This window comes from Paenibacillus sp. CCS19, assembly GCF_033239625.1.
Lineage (GTDB): Bacteria > Bacillota > Bacilli > Paenibacillales > Paenibacillaceae > Paenibacillus_T.
Window position 1 is genome coordinate 1 of the sequence record NZ_BTCK01000025.1, and the last position, 19420, is coordinate 19420.

Genomic DNA, 19420 nt, shown 5'->3' on the forward strand with positions numbered 1-19420 from the left:
CAGAAGTGCACCTACGCATAGCGCGAACGCCGCCGCGGGCGCCCGAAGGTGCAGAAGTGCACCATATGTGAGTGGAAATGACGGGACAGACGCAATAAGGTGCAAAAGTGCACCATATTCGTGTGCGCATGTCGCGCCGGGCACAATAAGGTGCAGAAGTGCACCATATGTGAGTGGAAATGGTGGGACAGACGCAATAAGGTGCAGAAGTGCACCATATTCGTGTGCGCATGCCGCTCCGGGCGCAATATGGTGCAGAAGTGCACCATATTCGCGCAAACATGCCGCTCCGGGCGCCCGAAGGTGCAGAAGTGCACCTATGCATAGCGCGAACGCCGCCGTGAGCACCCGAAGGTGCACTTCTGCACCTACGCACTGCACTGCGAGCGGCACGCCGCGCATCCAGCCTACGGCAAGCACCGCACCCAGCCTACGGCTGGACGCAAAAACACCCCCTGCCAATTCACCTTGGCAGGGGGTGTTCTCACTTACACCGGTTTCACCGTAAACCGCAGGCTGTACGTGCGGTTCGCCGGCAGCGTGTACTCCGCGTGCGTCGGAGCGCCCCAGCTGTCGTCGCCGCCAACGCCCATTTGCTTGTCGTTGACGCGGATGATCGTGTGCTGCGACACTGGCAGCTTGTAGCCGTGGTCAGCCGCTTCGAGCTCTTCCGGCGTCCATGGGAGCGCGCTCCACTCCATGAGACCTGCGCTGTCGAAGAGCAGACCGGCACCGTTCGCACCCGTTACGGAAGCGAAGCGTACGTCCGTCTTGTTGCCGCACTCTTGCGGCTTCAAGTAAGGGACGTACTGCGAACCGACCGTGCCGGCGAAGAGACCGAGACGCGCGCTCTTCTTGCGGTCCCAATGGTTCTCGTGCGGCCCGCGGCCATACCATTCGATCGCATCCAGACCGCCGTCCAGCACGAACAACATGCCGAACTCCGGCAAGTCAGGCAGCTTATCGCTGCCTGGCAGCAGATCCTGCTGCACCACGATAGAACCGTCAGGACGAATATCATATTGAACGGTTACTGTCGATGCCGGCACGGTTGCAACCGTAAGCACGGCCGTCACGACGCAGTGACCGCCATCCATCCGCCAAGCGAACTCGACGAGCTGCTGCGAGTTAGACGCCTCTTTCCATACCGCACAGCGCTCCGGCATTTTGTTGCCGCGGTCGTTGTCCGTCGGCGCACGCCAGAAGTTCGGACGAACTGGCGCGAACAGGCGCTCTTGACCGGCAGCCGAGCGATACGATACGAGCTGCCCCGTCGAGCGATTGAACGCAACGGTCAGCAGCTCGCCAGCTACCGTCAGCAAACCGCCATCTTCCACTACGCGAAGCGCTGCATTTGCATTTCCTGCACTGCCCGCAGCCTCGATGCCAGCACCAGGACGCACAACCGTCGAACGCGGCGCCACAACAAACTGCTCCCAAGCAACTTCATGCCCAGCTTCCGCCCAAGTCGTCGCCGAACGAAGCACGAGCGACACCGTCAATACCGCTTCACGTCCAGCACGCTCTGCAGCATCAATCGCTGCCAATGGAACCACGGCTTCAACCTCTTCACCAGGCGCAGCCGAGACAACGAACTGTCCTTTCTGCACGACTGTGCCCTCCAGCTCAACCTTCCAAGCCAGATCATATACGCCAAGATCGGTGAACAGGTTCTTGTTCTTCAGCCGAATGCGGCCAGAAGCCGGATCAACCGCTGTGAAATCAACGTTCTGGTAGCAGCGCTTCACTTCATCCAGCTTCGGCGTAACCGTCCGGTCACCGAACAGGAGGCCGTTGCCGCTAAAGTTGCCGTCATGCGGCGATTCGCCGAAGTCGCCGCCATACGCGAGGTATTCGACGCCGTCTGCCGTCTTGGTACGGATCGCTTGATCGACCCAGTCCCAGATGAAGCCGCCCTGGATGATCGGATACTTGTCGAACAACTCCGTGTACTTATGCAGTCCGCCGCACGAGTTGCCCATTGCATGGGAGTATTCACACAGAATGTATGGCTTCTTCGGATTGTTTCGTGCGTATCTCTCAACATCAACCGCTCTAACATACATCGTCGATTCGATATCGGATGCCGCTTCCGATGCGCGCCAGTGGAAGATGCCCTCGTAGTGCACCAGACGCGTAGGATCGACCTCGTGCAAATAATCGTGCATCGCGACAAAATTGTCTCCGCCGAACGCTTCATTGCCGAGCGACCAGATAATGACGGAAGGGTGATTCTTATCCCGCTGGAACATCGAGTTGCAGCGATCGATAACGTTCGCTCGCCATTCCGGATGGCTCGCCGGCACGTTGTGCGGCAGCAATTCCTTCTGACCATACGACCAGGAACCATGCGTCTCCAGATTCGTCTCGTCGATGACATACAAACCGTATTCATCGCACAGCTCGTACCAGATCGGCTGGTTCGGATAGTGCGAGGTGCGGACCGCGTTTATGTTGTAGCTCTTCATCAACTTGATGTCGCGAATCATATCCTCGACGCCAAGCGCACGGCCTGTCTCGCAGCTGAACTCGTGGCGGTTCGTACCTTTGAATACGATCCGTTTACCGTTGATGTGCATGATGCCATCCTTGAGCTCGAACGTGCGGAAGCCGACGCGGCAGCTAACGGTTTCAACCAGTTCGCCAGCAGCATCCCTTATCGAAATGACCAGCGTATACAGATTCGGCGTCTCTGCGCTCCATTTCAACGGATTGCTGACCGCGGCAGCAAGCTTCAGTTCAATCTCGCCTGCATCACCGATAACTCCCTCGCTCGAGATCGCCTCTGTCAGTACAGTCGAACCAGCCGCATCATACAGCTGCGCCTCCAGCTTGAAGTCGCCGCCCGCATGCTCCCAGTAGCGCTCGACGCGAACGTCCAGCTCCAGATTAGCGTCCGCATAATCCGCATCCAGCTGCGTGCGCACGAAGAAGTCCGCTACGTGCAGCTGCGGCGTCGAGTACAAATACACATCGCGGAAGATGCCGCTCAGCCGCCAGAAGTCCTGATCCTCCAGCCAGCTGGCGTCGCACCAGCGATACACTTCAACGGCCAGCTTGTTCTCGCCTTCGATCAAGTATGGCGTCAGATCGAACTCCGCCGGCGTGAAGGTATCCTCGCTATAGCCGACGAGTTCGCCGTTCAGCCAGACGTAGAAAGCGGCTTCAACGCCTTGGAAGCTGATGTACACCGGTTGTCCCGCCCATGCCGTCGGAACCGTGAATGTCCGGATGTAAGAGCCAACCGGGTTATAGACAGTCGGGGCAAAAGGAGGCTTGAGGTCCGGCTCGCGCTCTGCCCACGGATAACGTACGTTCGTATATTGCGGGTAGTCGAAGCCTTGGAACTGCCAATGCGACGGCACGGGCATGTCCACCCAGCCGCTGTAATCGAAGTCCGTCTCATAGAAGTTCGCAATCCGCTGCGAAGGCGTCTCGGCGAATGCGAATTTCCACACGCCGTTCAGCGACTTGTAATAAGGCGAGCTTGTATGTTTGCCCTCAAGCGCTTGTTCTAACGAAGGGAAAGGCATCAAGAAAGCATGCGCTTTCATACGATTCAATTCGAAAATTTCCGGGTTATTATTCCATTCCGGGTAGCCATTCGCAGGCGGTTCATATACCCATTTGGGACGCAATATGTATCTCTCCTTGTGTGAATGTTTAGTATTTCATACATACCTTCATTATATGACGTTGTTGTAAACGCGAATATATAAGATTTCAGTGGTTTTCTATCAAAAAATAAACCCAGCGGCGCATGAATCGCCGCTGGGTCATCACCATTATCGTTTCACAAGACGCAAACGCCGCTTCGGACGAGGCGCAATGACCGCAACGTTATTGTCCTGTTGATTAACGGTATACAGCTTGTTGCTCCGCATGTTCACAACGCCTGCAATGACGCCTTGGCCCGGCGACACCGTGTTAATGACGCGGTTCGTCCGTCCATTAATCGCGGTTACCGTCGTCGGCACGGCGTCCGATCCAAGCGTGGCGGAGAAGATCCGGTTCGTCTTGCGATCAATATAGATCTGAATCGGGAATATACCATCTGTAATTCTGGCAACGACCCGATTCGTCTTCGTATTGATAACATTCACAACGCGAGAAGAATCATCAGGTGCATAAATTCTGCTTGTGCGTGGATTGATGCCGAACACACCTACCTCGCCTATGCCCGTGATCGTCGTAACGATGCGATTCGTCTTCCCGTTGATGACAACCAAGCCTCTGCTTGTTGCAACATAGATCCTGTTCGTTCGACTATTCTGCTTAACTACAGTCGGGAAATCGCCAACGGTCAAGTTTTTGATCACCCGATTCGTGGCGCCATTGATGATCGTAACCGTCCTGCCGCCCGTACTAAGCACATAGATCCGGTTCGTCCGTTCATTGACCGCGATCGTGAAGCCGCCGCCGAAGTTCGGATTTTGTGCGCCGACCCGAACGGTCGCAATGACGCGAGCGCCTGCGCCGCTGATGACCGATAACGTATTGTTGTCATGATTCAGTACGTAAATGCGGTTCGTCCGCCGATTGACAGCCAGCCCAATCGGATTGGGGCCGACTTTCACGAGTGCGACCACTCGATTTAATGCTCCATTAATGACAGCGACTTGTTTCGTAAAAGAGGACACATAGATCATATTCGTGCGCGCGTTGACTGCTGCCTGCGCGGAGCCATCGGGAATCTTGATCGTCCGGATCACGCGATCCGTTGCACTGTTAATGACCGACACCGTGCTGGGGATGCTGGGCGTGCCATTGTTTACAACATAGATGCGCCTCGTTCGGACGTTGAAGACAGCATCCGTCGGATTGCGGCCAACGCGTATTTTCTTAATGACGCGATACACTTCTGATGTTTGTTTCGCTGCTATCGTTTTCATCGTGTCGAGTTCCGCACGCTCCTTCGCACTAGGTACACGACACTATATTCGAGGGAGATTGGACAATGAGACGGCACGTCTGCCTATTTCACATCCATAGCGTAACTAAATGAATCCGACATGCGTCTATGAGGTACGAGGTGATCAAGAATGAAACAAACCAAACGATGGACAGGTATAAGTCTGCTGCTAATGCTCGTATTTGCTTTAATGCTAGGGTCATGCGGGGATAAGAAGAAGAGCACGAACGCTGACGGCTCGCAAACACCGGCTAACCTGAATACGGACGCGGTACCGCAAGTCCAAGAAGTGAAGGAAGGCGACTTCGTCTATAGGCTTGTCGCCGAGACGGCAGAGGATCACGCTGCAGACAGCGTGAAGCTGTACGCAGAGCTCGAATATGTAGGGGATCAGGATGAAGTGACGATTACGCATGCGATGTCGCCGTTTTATTTTCCAATGAAAGAAACAACCAGAGGCTACGATATCGGTTATATGATGGAGGAACCGCTGATCACGACCGCCTTGAAGAAAGGCGAGCCGCTTCGGGAGGACTATTACCGTTCCGGCGGGTACTCCGCGGATCAAGATCCGGAGGCGTATATTGCGTTCATGAAAGAGTTCATGGAGAAGGGCTTCCTGCCAGGCCGTTATGAGGTCAACGGGTTCGCTGATTTCAACCTGCTTGTTGGCGAGAAACCTGAGCCTCATAAGCTGTCGGCGACCGTTGCATTCACGGTCAAATAGCAGTTGACTCGCAGGGCGCAATTGCGCTAATGTTACCACATAAGATTGAAGAGGTATTCGAGCCTCTCGAAAGGCCTCATTGCCTGATTAGAATATCGAAACAACAGCGCTGACCAAGGCCAGTCGTTCAATGATCGCAAGTCCAGAGAGGAAGCTCGCCGGCTGCAAGGCTTCCCGCAAGCGATCGAACGATTCTCCTACCTTGCGAGCTGCAGCATCGGCGATCCCGCCGATCAAGCTGCCGGCATTATGCCGTTATGGTAAGAAAGGATTGTAGAGAAGCGGCAGCATTGCTTCACTTACGGTCAAATGAAGGGTGGTACCACGACGCATTCGTCCCTGACGGATGCGTCTTTTTGTTGTTTCCGATCGTACTTTAAGGAGGATCCATTATGCGTCAAAATCAATTACTGCTATCCACTCTGCGCGAATCGCCAGGCGATGCAGAAGCAATCAGCCACCAGCTCATGCTGCGTGCAGGCTATATCCGTCAAGTAGCAGCGGGAATCTACACCTACATGCCGCTTGGGAGACGCGTGCTGCGTAAAGTAGAGGAGATCGTTCGCGAGGAGATGGATCGAGCAGGTGCGCAAGAGCTGCTCATGCCTGCGCTTCAGCCAGCCGAGCTGTGGAAGGAATCAGGCCGCTATGGCGTATACGGCCCAGAGCTGATGCGGCTGCAGGACCGTCATGAACGCGAGTTCGCGCTAGGACCGACGCATGAAGAAGTCATTACGACACTCGTGCGCAATGAGATCAGCAGCTACCGCCGTCTGCCTGTGACGCTGTACCAGATTCAGACGAAATTCCGCGATGAACGCCGCCCTCGTTTCGGGCTGCTGCGCGGACGCGAATTTCTCATGAAGGATGCTTACTCCTTCGACACCGATTGGGAAGGATTGGACGCTTCCTATCAGCAGATGTATAAGGCGTACCACCGCATCTTCGAACGGTGCGGACTGAACTTCCGTGCGGTCGAAGCGGATGCTGGCGCGATCGGCGGCGAAGGCGGCACGCATGAATTCATGGCACTGGCCGACATTGGCGAGGACACGATTGCGGCATGTACGTGCTGCGGTTATGCAGCGAATCTGGAGAAGGCGACATCCAGAGCGTCAGCTGGCGAAGACAGCCACGCTCATGACCAAGCGAAGGCTTCCACCCCAGCAATAGAGAAGTTCCATACGCCAAGCATCCGTACGATCGATCAACTGGTGCAGTCGGTTGGCGCTGCGGCTTCGGATATTTTGAAGACGGTCGTATTCGTTGCTGATGAGCAGGTTGTTGCTGTGGTCGTCCGCGGCGATCACGAAATCAACGAGCTGAAGGTGAAACACTACCTCGGCGCTGAAGACATTGCGATTGCGGATGCCGAGACGGTGCTTCGACTGACCGGCGTACCGACGGGTTTTATCGGACCAGTCGGATTGACGCTGAAAGTGCTTGTCGACCATGCGGCAGCCGCTCTGACGAACGGCATTGCGGGAGCTAACGAAGGCGATTATCACTATCGCAATGTGCAGCCAGGCCGCGACTTCGAGCTGACGCATACAGGCGACTTCCGTAATGCGGCAGAAGGCGACGGCTGTCCGAATTGCGCGGACGGAACGCTGCAATTCTATCGCGGCATCGAGGTCGGACATGTGTTCAAGCTTGGAACGAAGTACAGCGAGAAGCTTGGTGCGCAGTTCTTAGATAGCGCGGGCAAATCGCAGACGATGATTATGGGCTGCTACGGCATCGGCGTATCGCGTGTGCTGTCGGCTGTTGTGGAGCAGCATTACGATGCGAACGGCATCATCTGGCCGATGGGAATTGCGCCTTATCAGGTGCACCTAATTCCAATCGCAGTGAAGGACGAGGCACAGATGCAGGCGGCGCTAGAGCTGTATGAACGGTTGCAGGCGAACGGGGTTGAAGTGCTGCTGGACGATCGCGATGAACGCCCGGGCGTGAAGTTCAAGGATTCGGACCTTATCGGCATTCCGCTCCGCATTGTTGTCGGCCGCGATATCGCATCGGGCCAGGTTGAATATGTCGAGCGCCGAGCTGGCGAGAAGCAAGTGATCGGGACCGAAGAGGCAATCGAGCGCGTCCTGGCGGCAGTTAGAGGTCGGTAAGGTTTAGGCTGGCGTAAGCGGCAGCGTGCATGACGGATTCCATTTCTGGGAAAAATGGTTCCGAAACTTCTTCCGTTCTAATCGACAGATGTTTACAGCAGATCGCGACACAGGTATCATTTGGTACATCGGAGAGCAGAGTGACTTTGAGAAAGCGGAGTAACTTTGAGCCATGCGCTCAAAGATCCTGATGTCTCACTCAAAGATTCTGATGTAAGGAGGTTCACCATGAAATCGCGATATTTGGCTATTATGTCGCTTGTCGTTATGGCATGCGGATTTATCATCACGCTGCTGTTGAAGGAAACGACCCTTGTGAAGATATTGCAAGGCGGGTTCGAAGCGGGTCTCGTCGGCGGGCTTGCGGATTGGTTTGCGGTGACGGCGTTGTTCCGCCATCCGATGGGCATTCCGATTCCGCATACGTCGCTGCTGCTGCGCAATCGGGACAAAATCATCCGCTCGCTTATCTCTGCGCTCGAGAACGAGCTGCTCAACAAAGAGAGCATCGAGAACCGTCTGCGCAAGCTGAAGCCGCTGCAGATGGCCGGTCGGATGCTGACGCGGTTGTTCGCTCGGCGCAAAGTACGGACGATGATCGTCGAAGAGATGATTCCGATCGTGCAGCAGCTGCCGATGGAGAAGGCGGCGGAGCTCGCGCAGTCTGCTGTCGCGTCAGTCGTTCGCAACGTCGATCTGAAGGTGACTGCTGACAAGCTGCTGACGAAGGCGATGGAAGCGGGCTACGATGAGATGGCGCTCGACTATGTGCTGAAGGAAGCGCATAATTGGGCGAAGCGTCCAACGACGAAGCTGATGCTTGGCAAGATAGCTGCCGACAAACTTGCCGAAGTGAAGATGGGCGGGTTCATGGGCTTCGCGGTCCAAGCGTTCGCCGGCTTCATGGACGAGGACAAAATCGGCGGCATGCTGCAAGGCATGCTAGTCAACGGCATCGCCGGTCTGCAGGATCGCGACAATGCGTATCGCGACACGATCATGCGGGAGATTCGCGTCCGTCTGTTCCAATGGGCAGAGGATGAAGAGAGTCTCGACCGTGTGAAGGGTCGCGTGCTTGGCATGATCGAAGGCGGAGAGGGCAAGCTGTTCATGTTGGCTCGTCTCGAAGAACTGCGATCGCTTGCGCTCGAGAAGCTCGAAGAGCAGCGTCAGACCGGCGGCCGCGTGCTGTTCAAGCTGTATGCAAGCCTTGTGCGCAGCCTTAATCGCAATCCAGAGCGGATTGCGAGCTGGGAGAACAAGCTGCTCGCGTACGCGATTCATCTTGTCGAGACGAACCACTACCGCATTGGTCAGCTGGTGAAGGAGAATCTCGACCAGATGGACGATGCTGCACTTGTCCGCATGCTGGAAGAGAAGGTCGGCGGCGACCTGCAATGGATTCGCGTCAACGGTGCATTGTGCGGCTTCTTAGTCGGCATTGTGTTGTCGCTGTTCCAGTTGTAGTTATGATTGAATTAGGAATTGAAAATCAGGAGGGTAATGAACGAACATGTCTAACGAACAAGCGGATTACAATGAAGATGAGCTAATTGCGCATCTGGCGGAGAAAACAAAGGTAGCTGCAGGTACGATCAAGCTCGTGCTGAAGCACGAGCAGACGTTCATCGATAAAGCGAAACCGAACGCACAAGGCGAATACGATATCGACAGCGATGAGCTGGTCGATTACATTTTGGCACAGAAGGATGTTAAGCTGGACGAGCTGACGCTCGAGACGATTCTCGACGCGGAGATGCAGTACCTGCTCGAGAACGGCTACGCGGATTACGAGGACTAGACTCTCTCGGACACATTCGTACACAATGCAAGGAACCGAATAGGCATTATAAAATGACGCTCACCTGACAAAATCGGTGAGCGTCATTTTTCTGTACGATTTTCGTACAACCTCACTCAGGTAAGGAGCGACGCATCAGACAGTGCTGTACACTCACGGAACGCGAAATGCTTGCAGCCCTTGCACGTACCGATGTCAAGACGGGCGATGGCATAATCGATCGCATCACCCGTATGGTCAAAGAAATGCTCCTCTCCAATAACAGTATGCAGCTCGGTCTTCTTGAGAACCTCCAGCGGCTGCGGTTGTATTCCTGCGATCAGAACGGTTCCGCCTGACTTCTTGAAATCGTTGACCAATCGCGCCAGCTTGGACTCGCCCGTCATATCCACATAAGGAACCTTCGCCATACGCAAAATGACAAAATAAAGGCCGGGATGAAGCACGTCACTCATTGATTTCTCGAAAATATTGGCGGTGCCGAAGAACAAGGGGCCTTCCAAGTTGAAAATGCTGATTTGAGGACAATCGTGGTCTGCGCTAACCATATATGCCCTCACCCTCGCTCGTTGATCAGAAGAGTCGGGTAAAACCTTCGTTATCTTCAACAGTTCGCTCATTCGCTTAACGAAAAGAATCACCGATAAGGCTAAGCCAACCTCCACAGCGGTCGGTAAGCTCGTGAGTACAGTTAACGTGAACGTAATCAGCAGCACGATCGAGTCGCTTGTTCTCGTCTTGAGAATGTGTGCAAACTCCTTGCGTTCGCTCATATTCCACGCCACCAGCATCAGAATAGGAGCCATACTGGCCAGCGGGATATTCGTTGCATATGGGGCAAACAGAATAAGTACAAGGAGAACGACTATGCCATGTACGATGCCGGATATCGGTGATGAAGCACCATTCTTAATATTGGTTGCTGTCCGTGCAATGGCGCCAGTCGCCGGGATTCCTCCGAATAGAGGCGTCACGATGTTAGCGATGCCTTGCCCGATCAGCTCCCGATTGCTGTTATGTCGAGTGCCGGTCATGCCATCGGCCACCACTGCCGACAACAAGGATTCGATACTGCCCAGCATAGCGATAATAAATGCAGGTTGAAGAAGCATCTTGAGACGATCCCATGTCATTTGCGGCAAATGAAACTGGGGCAGCTCGCTCGGGATCGCCCCGAATGATGAACCGATCGTTGCAACGTGCCCTTTGAAGAATAAGGCTGCGACGACACTTGAAACGACGAGCCCTGTTAAGGAACCAGGAATTCTTGGTATCAGCTTCGGCGTTAGAAGGGCTGCCGCAAAACAGATCGCTGCGGTGAAGACGCTGTAGCTATTAATAGTTGCCAGATGCACTGCAATTTCTTTCATGTTCGGAATGAAATATTCGTGTTTCTTCATACCGTTCAGACCTAATAAATGCTGTATTTGTCCACTGAAAATGATGACGGCAATCCCGGCTGTGAAACCGATCGTTACAGGGCGAGGGATAAATTTGATCAGTGCCCCCAGCCTGAATAAGCCCATCAATACAAGCATAATCCCTGCTAATATTCCGGCTAGCAGCAAGTTGTCATACCCGTATTGCAGGACGATTGCGTAAAGGACGGGGATAAAAGCGCCTGTCGGACCGCCAATCTGAAATCTTGAGCCTCCGAGCAAAGAGATTAATATGCCGGCGATAATTGTTGTATAGATACCGTATTCGGGCTTGACCCCGGATGCAATGGCAAACGCCATCCCTAATGGTATGGCGATAATGCCAACGATGAGCCCTGAGATGATATCCTTACGAAAGGCAGCTGCGTGATAGCCTTTGTATCTCCCCGTCCATTTCATCAGCACAACCTTCTATTCTCATAATATTTGATTATTTGAATATATGGAAAATGTACCTCTGACCGCTGACATAGTCAAACGGTAGAATTCGGAGCGTTTCCCCGGAAATGCATGATTAAAAGCAAAAAAACAAGGTGTTCCTTGAGATTGCTCACGGATGCCCTTGTTTTTATGGATTATTGTATGGTTTATTGCTCATTGCGAATGACCTCAAGCAATGAAATAGCGTCGACGAGATGATTGTCAAAAATCTGCTTGGCGACGGCCAGTAAATCCTTGATCAGCGGATCCCGCAAGGAATAAATGACCGATGTTCCATCTTTTATGCCGCTCACTACATTTTTATTCCGCAGGACGGACAGCTGCTGCGAAACGGCAGAGCCTTCCGAGCCCAGAATGCTTTGCAATTCATTGACGTTTCGATCGCCTTCGCTTAGCGCTTCAAGTATTCGAATTCGCATGGGATGAGCTAATGCTTTAAAGAAGTCGGCTTTAAATTGCTGAATGGTGTGATGCTGATTCATAGCACATGCTCCTTAACACCAGAACTTTAGAATATAAAGCTATAATAGCACATTTTCGGATCATTCTTCGTGGATAATAGATGTATCAATCAATTGTTATTTGGATGGTTCTGCATTATAATGCTTGTTACATTCATACTTTTGAATATTTGATTTTTTAGTGAAGGCGGTGGACGGATGCCGAGCCTTATTCCCGGCGAACGATCGAAGCCCGGTTCGAAAGCCCGGCCCATGCGCATTCGCATGAGCAGACAAGCGGTCATTGAGATTGGCCTGAATGCACTGAACGAGCTGGGCTCCGACAACATATGCAAGGTCTGTATCAAGTATGGGGGCTCTTGCTGTATCGGCTGCCTCCACCTGGTCAATGGCACGGGATGTACATTACGCAATACGAGCTGCACGGCATGGTTGTGCGGAAATCTCAAATATCTGCTGTATGCAACTGGCCAACTAGAGGAATGGAATGCTTTCTGGAGACAGGTTCCGGGTCAATCCCATCGCGAAGACGATACGCCGGAATATTTTACAGTGGAGAAGCCGCTGCACCTGCAATCCATACGTAAGCTTGGCGAAGCATTGGCTGCGGATCTGCAGGAGCTCGCAACGAAGCACAAGGCAGCGGGATTCATATCTGAGCTGAGGGATAAAATAGACAAAAACATTGATCAATTGAATCACTGTAAGAATGATCCGAAAAGGCGGACGAGAGTAGAGAAGAACATAAAGGCACTGACAAGTCCGTTTCATCGTTTGCAGTTGGAATTACAAGAGTACCGTCTAAGAATAGGAGAGAGCGAATAATGCCCGAAATTCCGAATTGTCCTGCATGCAACTCCGCGTATACATACGAGGACGGAGTTTTGTTTATTTGTCCGGAATGCAGTCATGAGTGGCCCAAAGAATCGGAAGCGAACAAGAGTGAAGACAATGAACAAGTGAAGGATTCTAACGGGAATGTATTAAACGACGGCGACACGGTGTCCATCATCAAAGATCTTAAAGTAAAAGGGTCTTCATCCGTTCTGAAAATAGGCACGAAGGTCAAAAATATCCGCCTAGTTGATGGCGATCATAATATCGATTGCAAAATCGACGGTTTCGGCGCGATGAAATTAAAGTCCGAGTTCGTAAAGAAAGTATAAACCGAATAAGGGGTACGATTCCCCTAATCGAAGAAGGGCACCCAGCGGGGTGCCCTTCTTTGACGTTGTGAGCAAGACAGATGACCATGTACAACAACCACAATTCGGCAGGCTGTACAACTAGGGTTACACAGGTTGCCCGGAGCATGTTATAAGCGCTACACTTAGTCCGACCCGCATGTCAGATGGTTTCTCCAGCCCTCAGTATCCTCACGATAGTACTTCCTACACAACAGACTCTCGCATAAGACCTGCATATTATTCTACTTGTCAGTATCGCAGTATAGCGGTATAGCAGTATCGCATCCCGGATCGCGCTTGTCGAATTCCATATGAAAGGAGGTGGTCGGTGTCCGATTAAGGCGCCGCAGCATTTGGCATGCGCCGTACACAAGGATAAGGATATATACGGATAAGTGTTATACACAAGGCTTTAATCCCTTAATCGTTCGGAAGGAGACATTGACGAGAATGAAAAGAAAGTGGTTATCTCTTCTGTTGACGCTTGTGCTGCTAGTGAGCTTGATCCCTGTATCACCGACATATGCGGAGCAAAATGTAAGCGCTTCGAATAACCCGGTCATTTGGGCGGACGTTCCAGACCCCGATGTGATCCGAGTAGGCAATGCCTATTACATGACGAGCACGACGATGCATATGAATCCCGGCGTGCCGATTATGAAGTCGTACGATCTGATTCATTGGGAGATCGTCAATTATGTCTACGACGTGCTCGGAGACGATGAGAAGCAGACGCTGAGCGGCGGGCAGAACGAATACGGCAAAGGCTCGTGGGCGAGCAGTCTGCGGTACAACAACGGCAAGTATTATGTGACGTTCAGCTCGTCTACAACGGGCCGGACGTACATTTTCCAAACGACGGATATCGAGCATGGGCCTTGGACGAAGTCCGAGCTTGGCTTTCATCATGATATGTCGCTGTTGTTCGATGATGACGGGCGAGTCTATCTTGTTGACGGCAGCGGCGATATTCGAATTACTGAGCTGAATGCGGATGCGACGGCCGTTAAGCCGGGCGGTCTCGATCAGGTCATTATCCCGAATGCAAGCCTTGCTGCAGGAAACAATGTTGGATTGGCGGCAGAAGGCACCCATATTCAGAAAATCAACGGCAAGTACTACGTCTTCCTGATTACGTGGCCGTCGGGCGGTATGCGCACGGAGCTGGTTTTCCGTTCGGACTCGATTACAGGACCATACGAGGGCAGGGTTGCGCTGCAGGATCAAGGCATCGCGCAGGGCGGCATCATCGATACGGTGAAAGGAGATTGGTACGCGCTGCTGTTCGGCGATCGCGGAGCAGTCGGGCGGATTCCGTACCTCGTACCCGTTACATGGACGGACGGCTGGCCGGTGTTCGGCGTAGAAGGCAAAGTGCCAACGACGATCGACACCGGGCTGTCATCGAACGGCATAACGGCTACGAAGGTCGCTGCGTCTGATGAGTTCTATCAGAATGCCAGCCAATCATCGGCCTATCACACGGTTGTGAAGCCGAAGGCAAGCGTGCAGCCTGTTCCATCCAGTTCCACTGGCGGCACGGAAATTCTGGTGAACGGCGGTTTCGAGAATGACCAGGACGCATCATGGGCGGGAAGCTATGGCGCGGCGGTTGCCGCGACGGATACCGAACATAGCAGTGGTTCGAAGGCGCTTCTCATATCGGGAAGAACGGTAACTGGCGACGGTCCGAAGCAGGTGACGACGGGCAAAATCCAAGCAGGCGTTACCTACCGCTTCTCCGCTAAAGTGAAATACACGAGCGGTCCGGACACGAAGCCGTTCAACTTCGATATTCAGCACGGGCCAAGCTGGCAGGGCATCAAGATTCTTGGCTCCAAGACGATCGCCAAGGGAGAATGGGGCACGATCGAGGGGACGTATACGGTGCCTGCCGATGCCGATATTTCGCAAACGTTTATCTTCATCGAGACGCCTTGGGTGCAGACACCGGAGCCTGCGAACGATCTGATGGACTTCTACGTCGATGACGTGTCCATGCTCGACACCTCGGTGTCGGAGTTGATCGATAACGGCAACGCGGAAGCAGGGCTGGCGCCTTGGACGGCGAACGGCGCCGCTGCGGCATCCATGTCCGACGCAGAGCATTACAGCGGAGCTTACAGCATCCTGACGACCGGACGGAAGGCGACGGGCGACGGTGCGAAGCAGGTCATTACGGGAGAAGTAACGGCAGGAGCAACGTATCAATTCTCGGCCAAAGTGAAATATACGAGCGGACCGGATCAGAAGCAATTCAACTTCGATATTCAGAACGGTCCAAGCTGGCAGGGCATCAAGATCCTCGGTTCCAAGACGATCAAGAAGGGCGAATGGGGGACGGTTGAAGGAACCTATACGCTGCCTGCCGATGCGGATATTTCGCAGACGTTTATTTTCCTGGAGACGCCTTGGACGGGGACGCCTGATCCCGTGAACGACCTAATGGATTTCTATGTCGACGACGTCTCGTTCGTTCAGAAAGCACTGCCTGCCGCAGCGGCGGCGAAGAACGGCGAGAACGACGATAATGGTTCCAATCTGGCGCTCGTCTGGCAGTGGAATCATAATCCGGACAATAACAATTGGTCGCTGACGGACCGTCCAGGCTATCTAAGGCTGACGACTGGCCGTAAGAGCACCACGCTTCTAGATGCCCGCAACACGCTTACGCAGCGGTCCTTCGGGCCGGAGAGTTCAGGTGCGATTGCAGTGGATGTCGGCCATATGAAAGATGGCGATTATGCGGGACTTGCTGCGCTTCAAGCCAAGTATGGTTTCGTTGGGGTGAAGATGTCAGGCAGTACGCGTTCGATCGTGATGGTGGATGGCAGCGGAGCAGCGCCTGTAGAGGCGGCGTCGATTCCGCTCACGCAGGACCGTGTTTATTTCAAAATCGATATGGATTTCAAGAATCAAGCAGATAACGCAGCCTTCTACTTCAGTCTGGATGGTTTGACATGGGTGCGGATCGGCAATGCGCTGCACATGCAGTACACGCTTCCGCACTTCATGGGCTATCGGTTCGCGTTGTTCAACTATGCGACCAAGGTGACCGGCGGCTATGCAGATTTCGACTATTTCCGAATCAGCGATAAATTAACAGGCGAGAATGCACCTGCTGCGGTTCTCCAGGCAGACCTTGGCGATGTGAGCGATGTCATCGGCGTGCCGAACGTAGAGCTGGAGGTGCCGATTACGCTGTCAGCGCTTCCGGAAGGAAGCTATAGCGCGATCGATGCATCGTTCAACATTCCGAAGGGACTCTCCGTGTCGAATGTGTCGATCAATACGGCTAATGTAGTAGGCGCTGCATCCTATACGTTTGCAGATCATCGGCTGCAGATCAAAGTGGCCGGCGGTCAAGTCAATGTGAAGGACGGATTGTTTGCGACGATGAAGCTGAAGGTGGAGGCATTCGCGACGTCTGATCATTCGATAACGATCACGACCGATTATGTCCATGTCGAAGGCGGAGACGTCGTATATGATGTAAGGGATGCCGTGTCCAATATAGGGTTGAAGCAGTTGAATACTGGCGCTATCGGCAAGCTGCCGGGTTATTCGAATCCGTTGATGAGCCACAAATACGGGGCCGATCCTTATGCGCTTGTCTTTGACGGACGCGTCTACGTCTACATGACGAACGATGCTTATGAGTATGATTCGAACGGCAATATCAAGGATAATACGTATGGCCAGATCAAGACGATTAATGTCATCTCGTCAGCCGACATGGTCAACTGGACCGATCATGGCGCGATCCCGGTGGCAGGAGCGAACGGCGCTGCCAAGTGGGCAGGATTGTCATGGGCGCCGGCCGCAGCGCATAAGGTGATCGACGGCAAGGATAAGTTCTTCCTGTACTTCGCCAATGGCGCTGGCGGTATCGGCGTATTAACAGCTGACAGCCCGACCGGGCCTTGGACCGATCCGATTGGCGGACCGCTCGTTTCCTTCGCGACAGAAGGTACGGCAGGCGTCGTCTGGTTGTTCGATCCGGCTGTGCTGGTAGACGATGACGGATCGGCTTACCTTTATTTCGGCGGAGGCATTCCGAATAACCCGACTGCGGAACAAGCCGCTCACCCGAATACGGCGAGAGTCATTCGATTGACAGACGATATGGTCCATACAGTAGGCGCAGCATCGACAATCGATGCGCCGTACATGTTCGAAGACTCGGGAATTCACAAATATAACGGCAAGTATTACTACACCTATTGCTCGAACTTCGCAGGCACACATCCTGAAGGCATGCCGCCTGCCGGCGAGATTGCGTACATGGTGAGCGACAGTCCGATGGGGCCGTTCACGTATGTGGGATCGATTCTGAAAAATCCAGGCGCCTTCTTCGGAGTCGGAGGCAATAACCATCACGCGATCTTCGAGTTCAACAACGAATGGTATGTCGTCTACCATGCCCAGACGCTGAGCAAGGCTGCGCTTGGAGAGGGCAAGGGCTATCGTTCCACGCATATCAACAAGGTTCACTTCTATGAGGATGGTGCGATTAAGAGCATTCAAGCGGACATGGAGGGCGTCGGACCAGCTGCGACGTTGAATCCGTATCAACGCACGGAGGCGGAGACGCTTGCTTGGCAGGCGGGCATCGCAACGGAGCCGTCTACGGCGCCTGCGGGCTCACTGTCCGGCATCAATCTGGATGTAACGAATATTAGCAACGGCGACTGGGTGGCGGTGTCCAATGTAGATTTCGGCGACAAGGGCGCTGCATCCTTCGCCGCGAACGTCGCCGGCAGCGCCGGCGGGAAGATCGAGCTTCGACTCGACAGTCCGATTGGTCAAGTCATCGGTACATTGAACGTGACGCCGACCAAGGATGATCAGACGTGGCAGCTGCTGCACACGGATGTTACAGCTACGGCAGGGGTTCATAACCTATTCCTCCTATTCCAAGGCGGGGATGGAAGCAAGCTGTTCAACCTGGACTACTGGCAGTTCACGGAGGCGAAGGGCGGAACGACGCCACCGGAGCCGACAGGACCAAAGTCGCCGATCATCACGACACCTCCAGGCAATAACGGCAGTACTGCAGGTGTGCGCATCAATGGCGAAGAAGGAGCAGGCACGGCGGAGACAACGACGAAGGACGGAAGGACGCAAACCGTTGTAACGCTGGATCAGCAGAAGTTGGAACAGTGGCTGGCTGCGCAGTCGGAGCCTGTCATGTTGTCGATTGAAGTGGATAGCAGCTCGGATGCAATCATCGGTGATCTTAACGTCTCGCTCCTTAAGAGCTTGCAGGACAAACAGGCGGTCATCGAGTTCAAGACGAGGCTTGGGTCTTATCGACTGCATGCGGATCAGATCGATCTGAATGCATTGGCTGGCGTTAACGACGGATCGGTGTCGTTGAAGGACATTCAGCTGCGGATCGAAATTGCTGCATCGAGCGAGTCTATAGTGCAGGTTGTCGAGAACGCCGCTAAGACAGGCGCGTTTACGCTTATTGCTCCGCCGGTAGAATTCACCGTAAGCGTTGTACATGGCGATACGATCATGCTGGTAGATGGTTACACGGGCTATGTGGAACGCAGCATTGCGATCCCGGACGGCGTCGATCCAACAACGATTACAACCGCTATCGTCGTTGAGCCGGATGGAACCGTGCGACATGTGCCGACGAAGGTCGTTACGATGGATGGGAAATCGTATGCGCGAATAAGCAGTGTAACGAACAGCACATATGCAGTGATCGCACATCCGGTTATTTTCGCGGATATGGCGCAGCATTGGGCGAAGGAAGAGGTGGAGGAGCTGGCTTCCCGCATGGTCGTGAATGGTACGGGCAGCGGACAGTTCAGTCCGAATAACGCCATTACGCGCGCAGAATTCGCAGCGATTATCGTGCGGGGACTTGGACTGAAGCTGGAGAGCAGTGCGGCTGTCTTTACGGACGTAGCGGCAACCGCTTGGTACAGCAGTGCGGTGAAGACAGCGCAGACGTACGGCTTGATCGATGGCTTCAAGGATGGCACCTTCCGTCCGAACGATGCCATTACGCGCGAACAGGCGATGACGATTATGGCCAAGGCGATGGTCATTACGGGTCTGATTGACGAGCTTGCAGAACGTTCCGCCGATGATGTGCTTGGCGGATTCGCGGATACAGCGCAAGTATCGAGTTGGGCGAAGACCGGCGTTGCACTGAGCGTTCAGTCGGGAATCGTGTCCGGCAGAAACGGGAATATGCTCGCGCCGAAAGCGACGATTACAAGAGCTGAGGTTGCGAAGATCGTTCAGCTGTTGCTGCATAAATCAGATTTGATTTAGGAGCAGCCGACAGCTAGCCGATAACTAGCAAGTCA

Annotated in this window: 12 protein-coding genes; 8 read left to right on the forward strand and 4 right to left on the reverse strand. The window is 53.7% G+C overall.

Features of this window, described 5'->3' with window-relative positions:
- Positions 1-488: 488 nt before the first annotated feature.
- Positions 489-3638 carry a beta-galactosidase, LacZ type gene (lacZ, locus tag SBI19_RS17250; RefSeq protein WP_317970377.1) on the reverse strand — a complete coding sequence of 1050 codons (3150 nt, stop codon included), beginning with the start codon at positions 3636-3638 and terminating at the stop codon, positions 489-491.
- A 147-nt stretch (positions 3639-3785) separates the two neighbouring features.
- Positions 3786-4892: a YncE family protein gene (locus tag SBI19_RS17255; protein WP_317970379.1), complete on the reverse strand. Its 1107-nt coding sequence runs from the start codon at positions 4890-4892 to the stop codon at positions 3786-3788.
- Between the two features lie 150 nt (positions 4893-5042).
- Between SBI19_RS17255 and SBI19_RS17260 the strand changes: the two genes are divergently transcribed.
- From SBI19_RS17260 to SBI19_RS17280, 5 genes are all read left to right on the forward strand, one after another.
- A complete protein-coding gene (locus SBI19_RS17260; protein WP_317970381.1) occupies positions 5043-5639 on the forward strand; it encodes a hypothetical protein in 597 nt (198 codons plus the stop codon).
- 130 nt (positions 5640-5769) lie between these two features.
- Positions 5770-5916 carry a hypothetical protein gene (locus SBI19_RS17265; protein WP_317970383.1) on the forward strand — a complete coding sequence of 49 codons (147 nt, stop codon included), beginning with the start codon at positions 5770-5772 and terminating at the stop codon, positions 5914-5916.
- A 115-nt stretch (positions 5917-6031) separates the two neighbouring features.
- On the forward strand, positions 6032-7759 hold the full coding sequence (locus tag SBI19_RS17270; RefSeq protein ID WP_317970385.1) for a proline--tRNA ligase: 1728 nt from the start codon (positions 6032-6034) through the stop codon (positions 7757-7759).
- A gap of 228 nt (positions 7760-7987) precedes the next feature.
- Complete coding sequence (locus SBI19_RS17275; protein WP_317970387.1) at positions 7988-9226, forward strand: DUF445 domain-containing protein; 1239 nt, start codon at positions 7988-7990, stop codon at positions 9224-9226.
- Between the two features lie 46 nt (positions 9227-9272).
- The gene (locus SBI19_RS17280) at positions 9273-9560 is read left to right on the forward strand and encodes a hypothetical protein (protein WP_317970389.1); all 288 of its coding nucleotides are present in this window, start codon (positions 9273-9275) and stop codon (positions 9558-9560) included.
- Positions 9561-9676: 116 nt separating this feature from the next.
- On the opposite strand, the gene SBI19_RS17285 is transcribed toward SBI19_RS17280, so the two are convergent.
- The gene (locus tag SBI19_RS17285; protein ID WP_317970391.1) at positions 9677-11398 is read right to left on the reverse strand and encodes a SulP family inorganic anion transporter; all 1722 of its coding nucleotides are present in this window, start codon (positions 11396-11398) and stop codon (positions 9677-9679) included.
- Positions 11399-11586: 188 nt separating this feature from the next.
- Positions 11587-11922, reverse strand: a complete 336-nt coding sequence (locus tag SBI19_RS17290; protein ID WP_317970393.1) for an ArsR/SmtB family transcription factor — start codon at positions 11920-11922, stop codon at positions 11587-11589.
- 177 nt (positions 11923-12099) lie between these two features.
- Here SBI19_RS17290 and SBI19_RS17295 point away from each other — a divergent pair, with 177 nt between their 5' ends.
- From SBI19_RS17295 to SBI19_RS17305, 3 genes are all read left to right on the forward strand, one after another.
- The gene (locus SBI19_RS17295; RefSeq protein WP_317970395.1) at positions 12100-12726 is read left to right on the forward strand and encodes a hypothetical protein; all 627 of its coding nucleotides are present in this window, start codon (positions 12100-12102) and stop codon (positions 12724-12726) included.
- Positions 12726-13067 carry a zinc ribbon domain-containing protein YjdM gene (locus SBI19_RS17300; protein ID WP_317970397.1) on the forward strand — a complete coding sequence of 114 codons (342 nt, stop codon included), beginning with the start codon at positions 12726-12728 and terminating at the stop codon, positions 13065-13067. Before SBI19_RS17295 ends, SBI19_RS17300 begins: the two co-directional genes overlap by 1 nt.
- A 471-nt stretch (positions 13068-13538) precedes the next feature.
- A complete protein-coding gene (locus tag SBI19_RS17305; RefSeq protein WP_317970399.1) occupies positions 13539-19385 on the forward strand; it encodes a family 43 glycosylhydrolase in 5847 nt (1948 codons plus the stop codon).
- Positions 19386-19420 lie beyond the last annotated feature (35 nt).

Coding starts and splice junctions, on each gene's coding strand:
- SBI19_RS17265 (WP_317970383.1), top strand. CDS start 5,770: ATGATCGCAAGTCCAGAGAGGAAGCTCGCCGGCTGCAAGGCTTCCCGC.
- SBI19_RS17270 (WP_317970385.1), top strand. CDS start 6,032: ATGCGTCAAAATCAATTACTGCTATCCACTCTGCGCGAATCGCCAGGC.
- SBI19_RS17300 (WP_317970397.1), top strand. CDS start 12,726: ATGCCCGAAATTCCGAATTGTCCTGCATGCAACTCCGCGTATACATAC.
- SBI19_RS17285 (WP_317970391.1), bottom strand. CDS start 11,398: ATGAAATGGACGGGGAGATACAAAGGCTATCACGCAGCTGCCTTTCGT.
- SBI19_RS17260 (WP_317970381.1), top strand. CDS start 5,043: ATGAAACAAACCAAACGATGGACAGGTATAAGTCTGCTGCTAATGCTC.
- SBI19_RS17305 (WP_317970399.1), top strand. CDS start 13,539: ATGAAAAGAAAGTGGTTATCTCTTCTGTTGACGCTTGTGCTGCTAGTG.
- SBI19_RS17295 (WP_317970395.1), top strand. CDS start 12,100: ATGCCGAGCCTTATTCCCGGCGAACGATCGAAGCCCGGTTCGAAAGCC.
- SBI19_RS17275 (WP_317970387.1), top strand. CDS start 7,988: ATGAAATCGCGATATTTGGCTATTATGTCGCTTGTCGTTATGGCATGC.
- SBI19_RS17255 (WP_317970379.1), bottom strand. CDS start 4,892: ATGAAAACGATAGCAGCGAAACAAACATCAGAAGTGTATCGCGTCATT.
- SBI19_RS17290 (WP_317970393.1), bottom strand. CDS start 11,922: ATGAATCAGCATCACACCATTCAGCAATTTAAAGCCGACTTCTTTAAA.
- SBI19_RS17280 (WP_317970389.1), top strand. CDS start 9,273: ATGTCTAACGAACAAGCGGATTACAATGAAGATGAGCTAATTGCGCAT.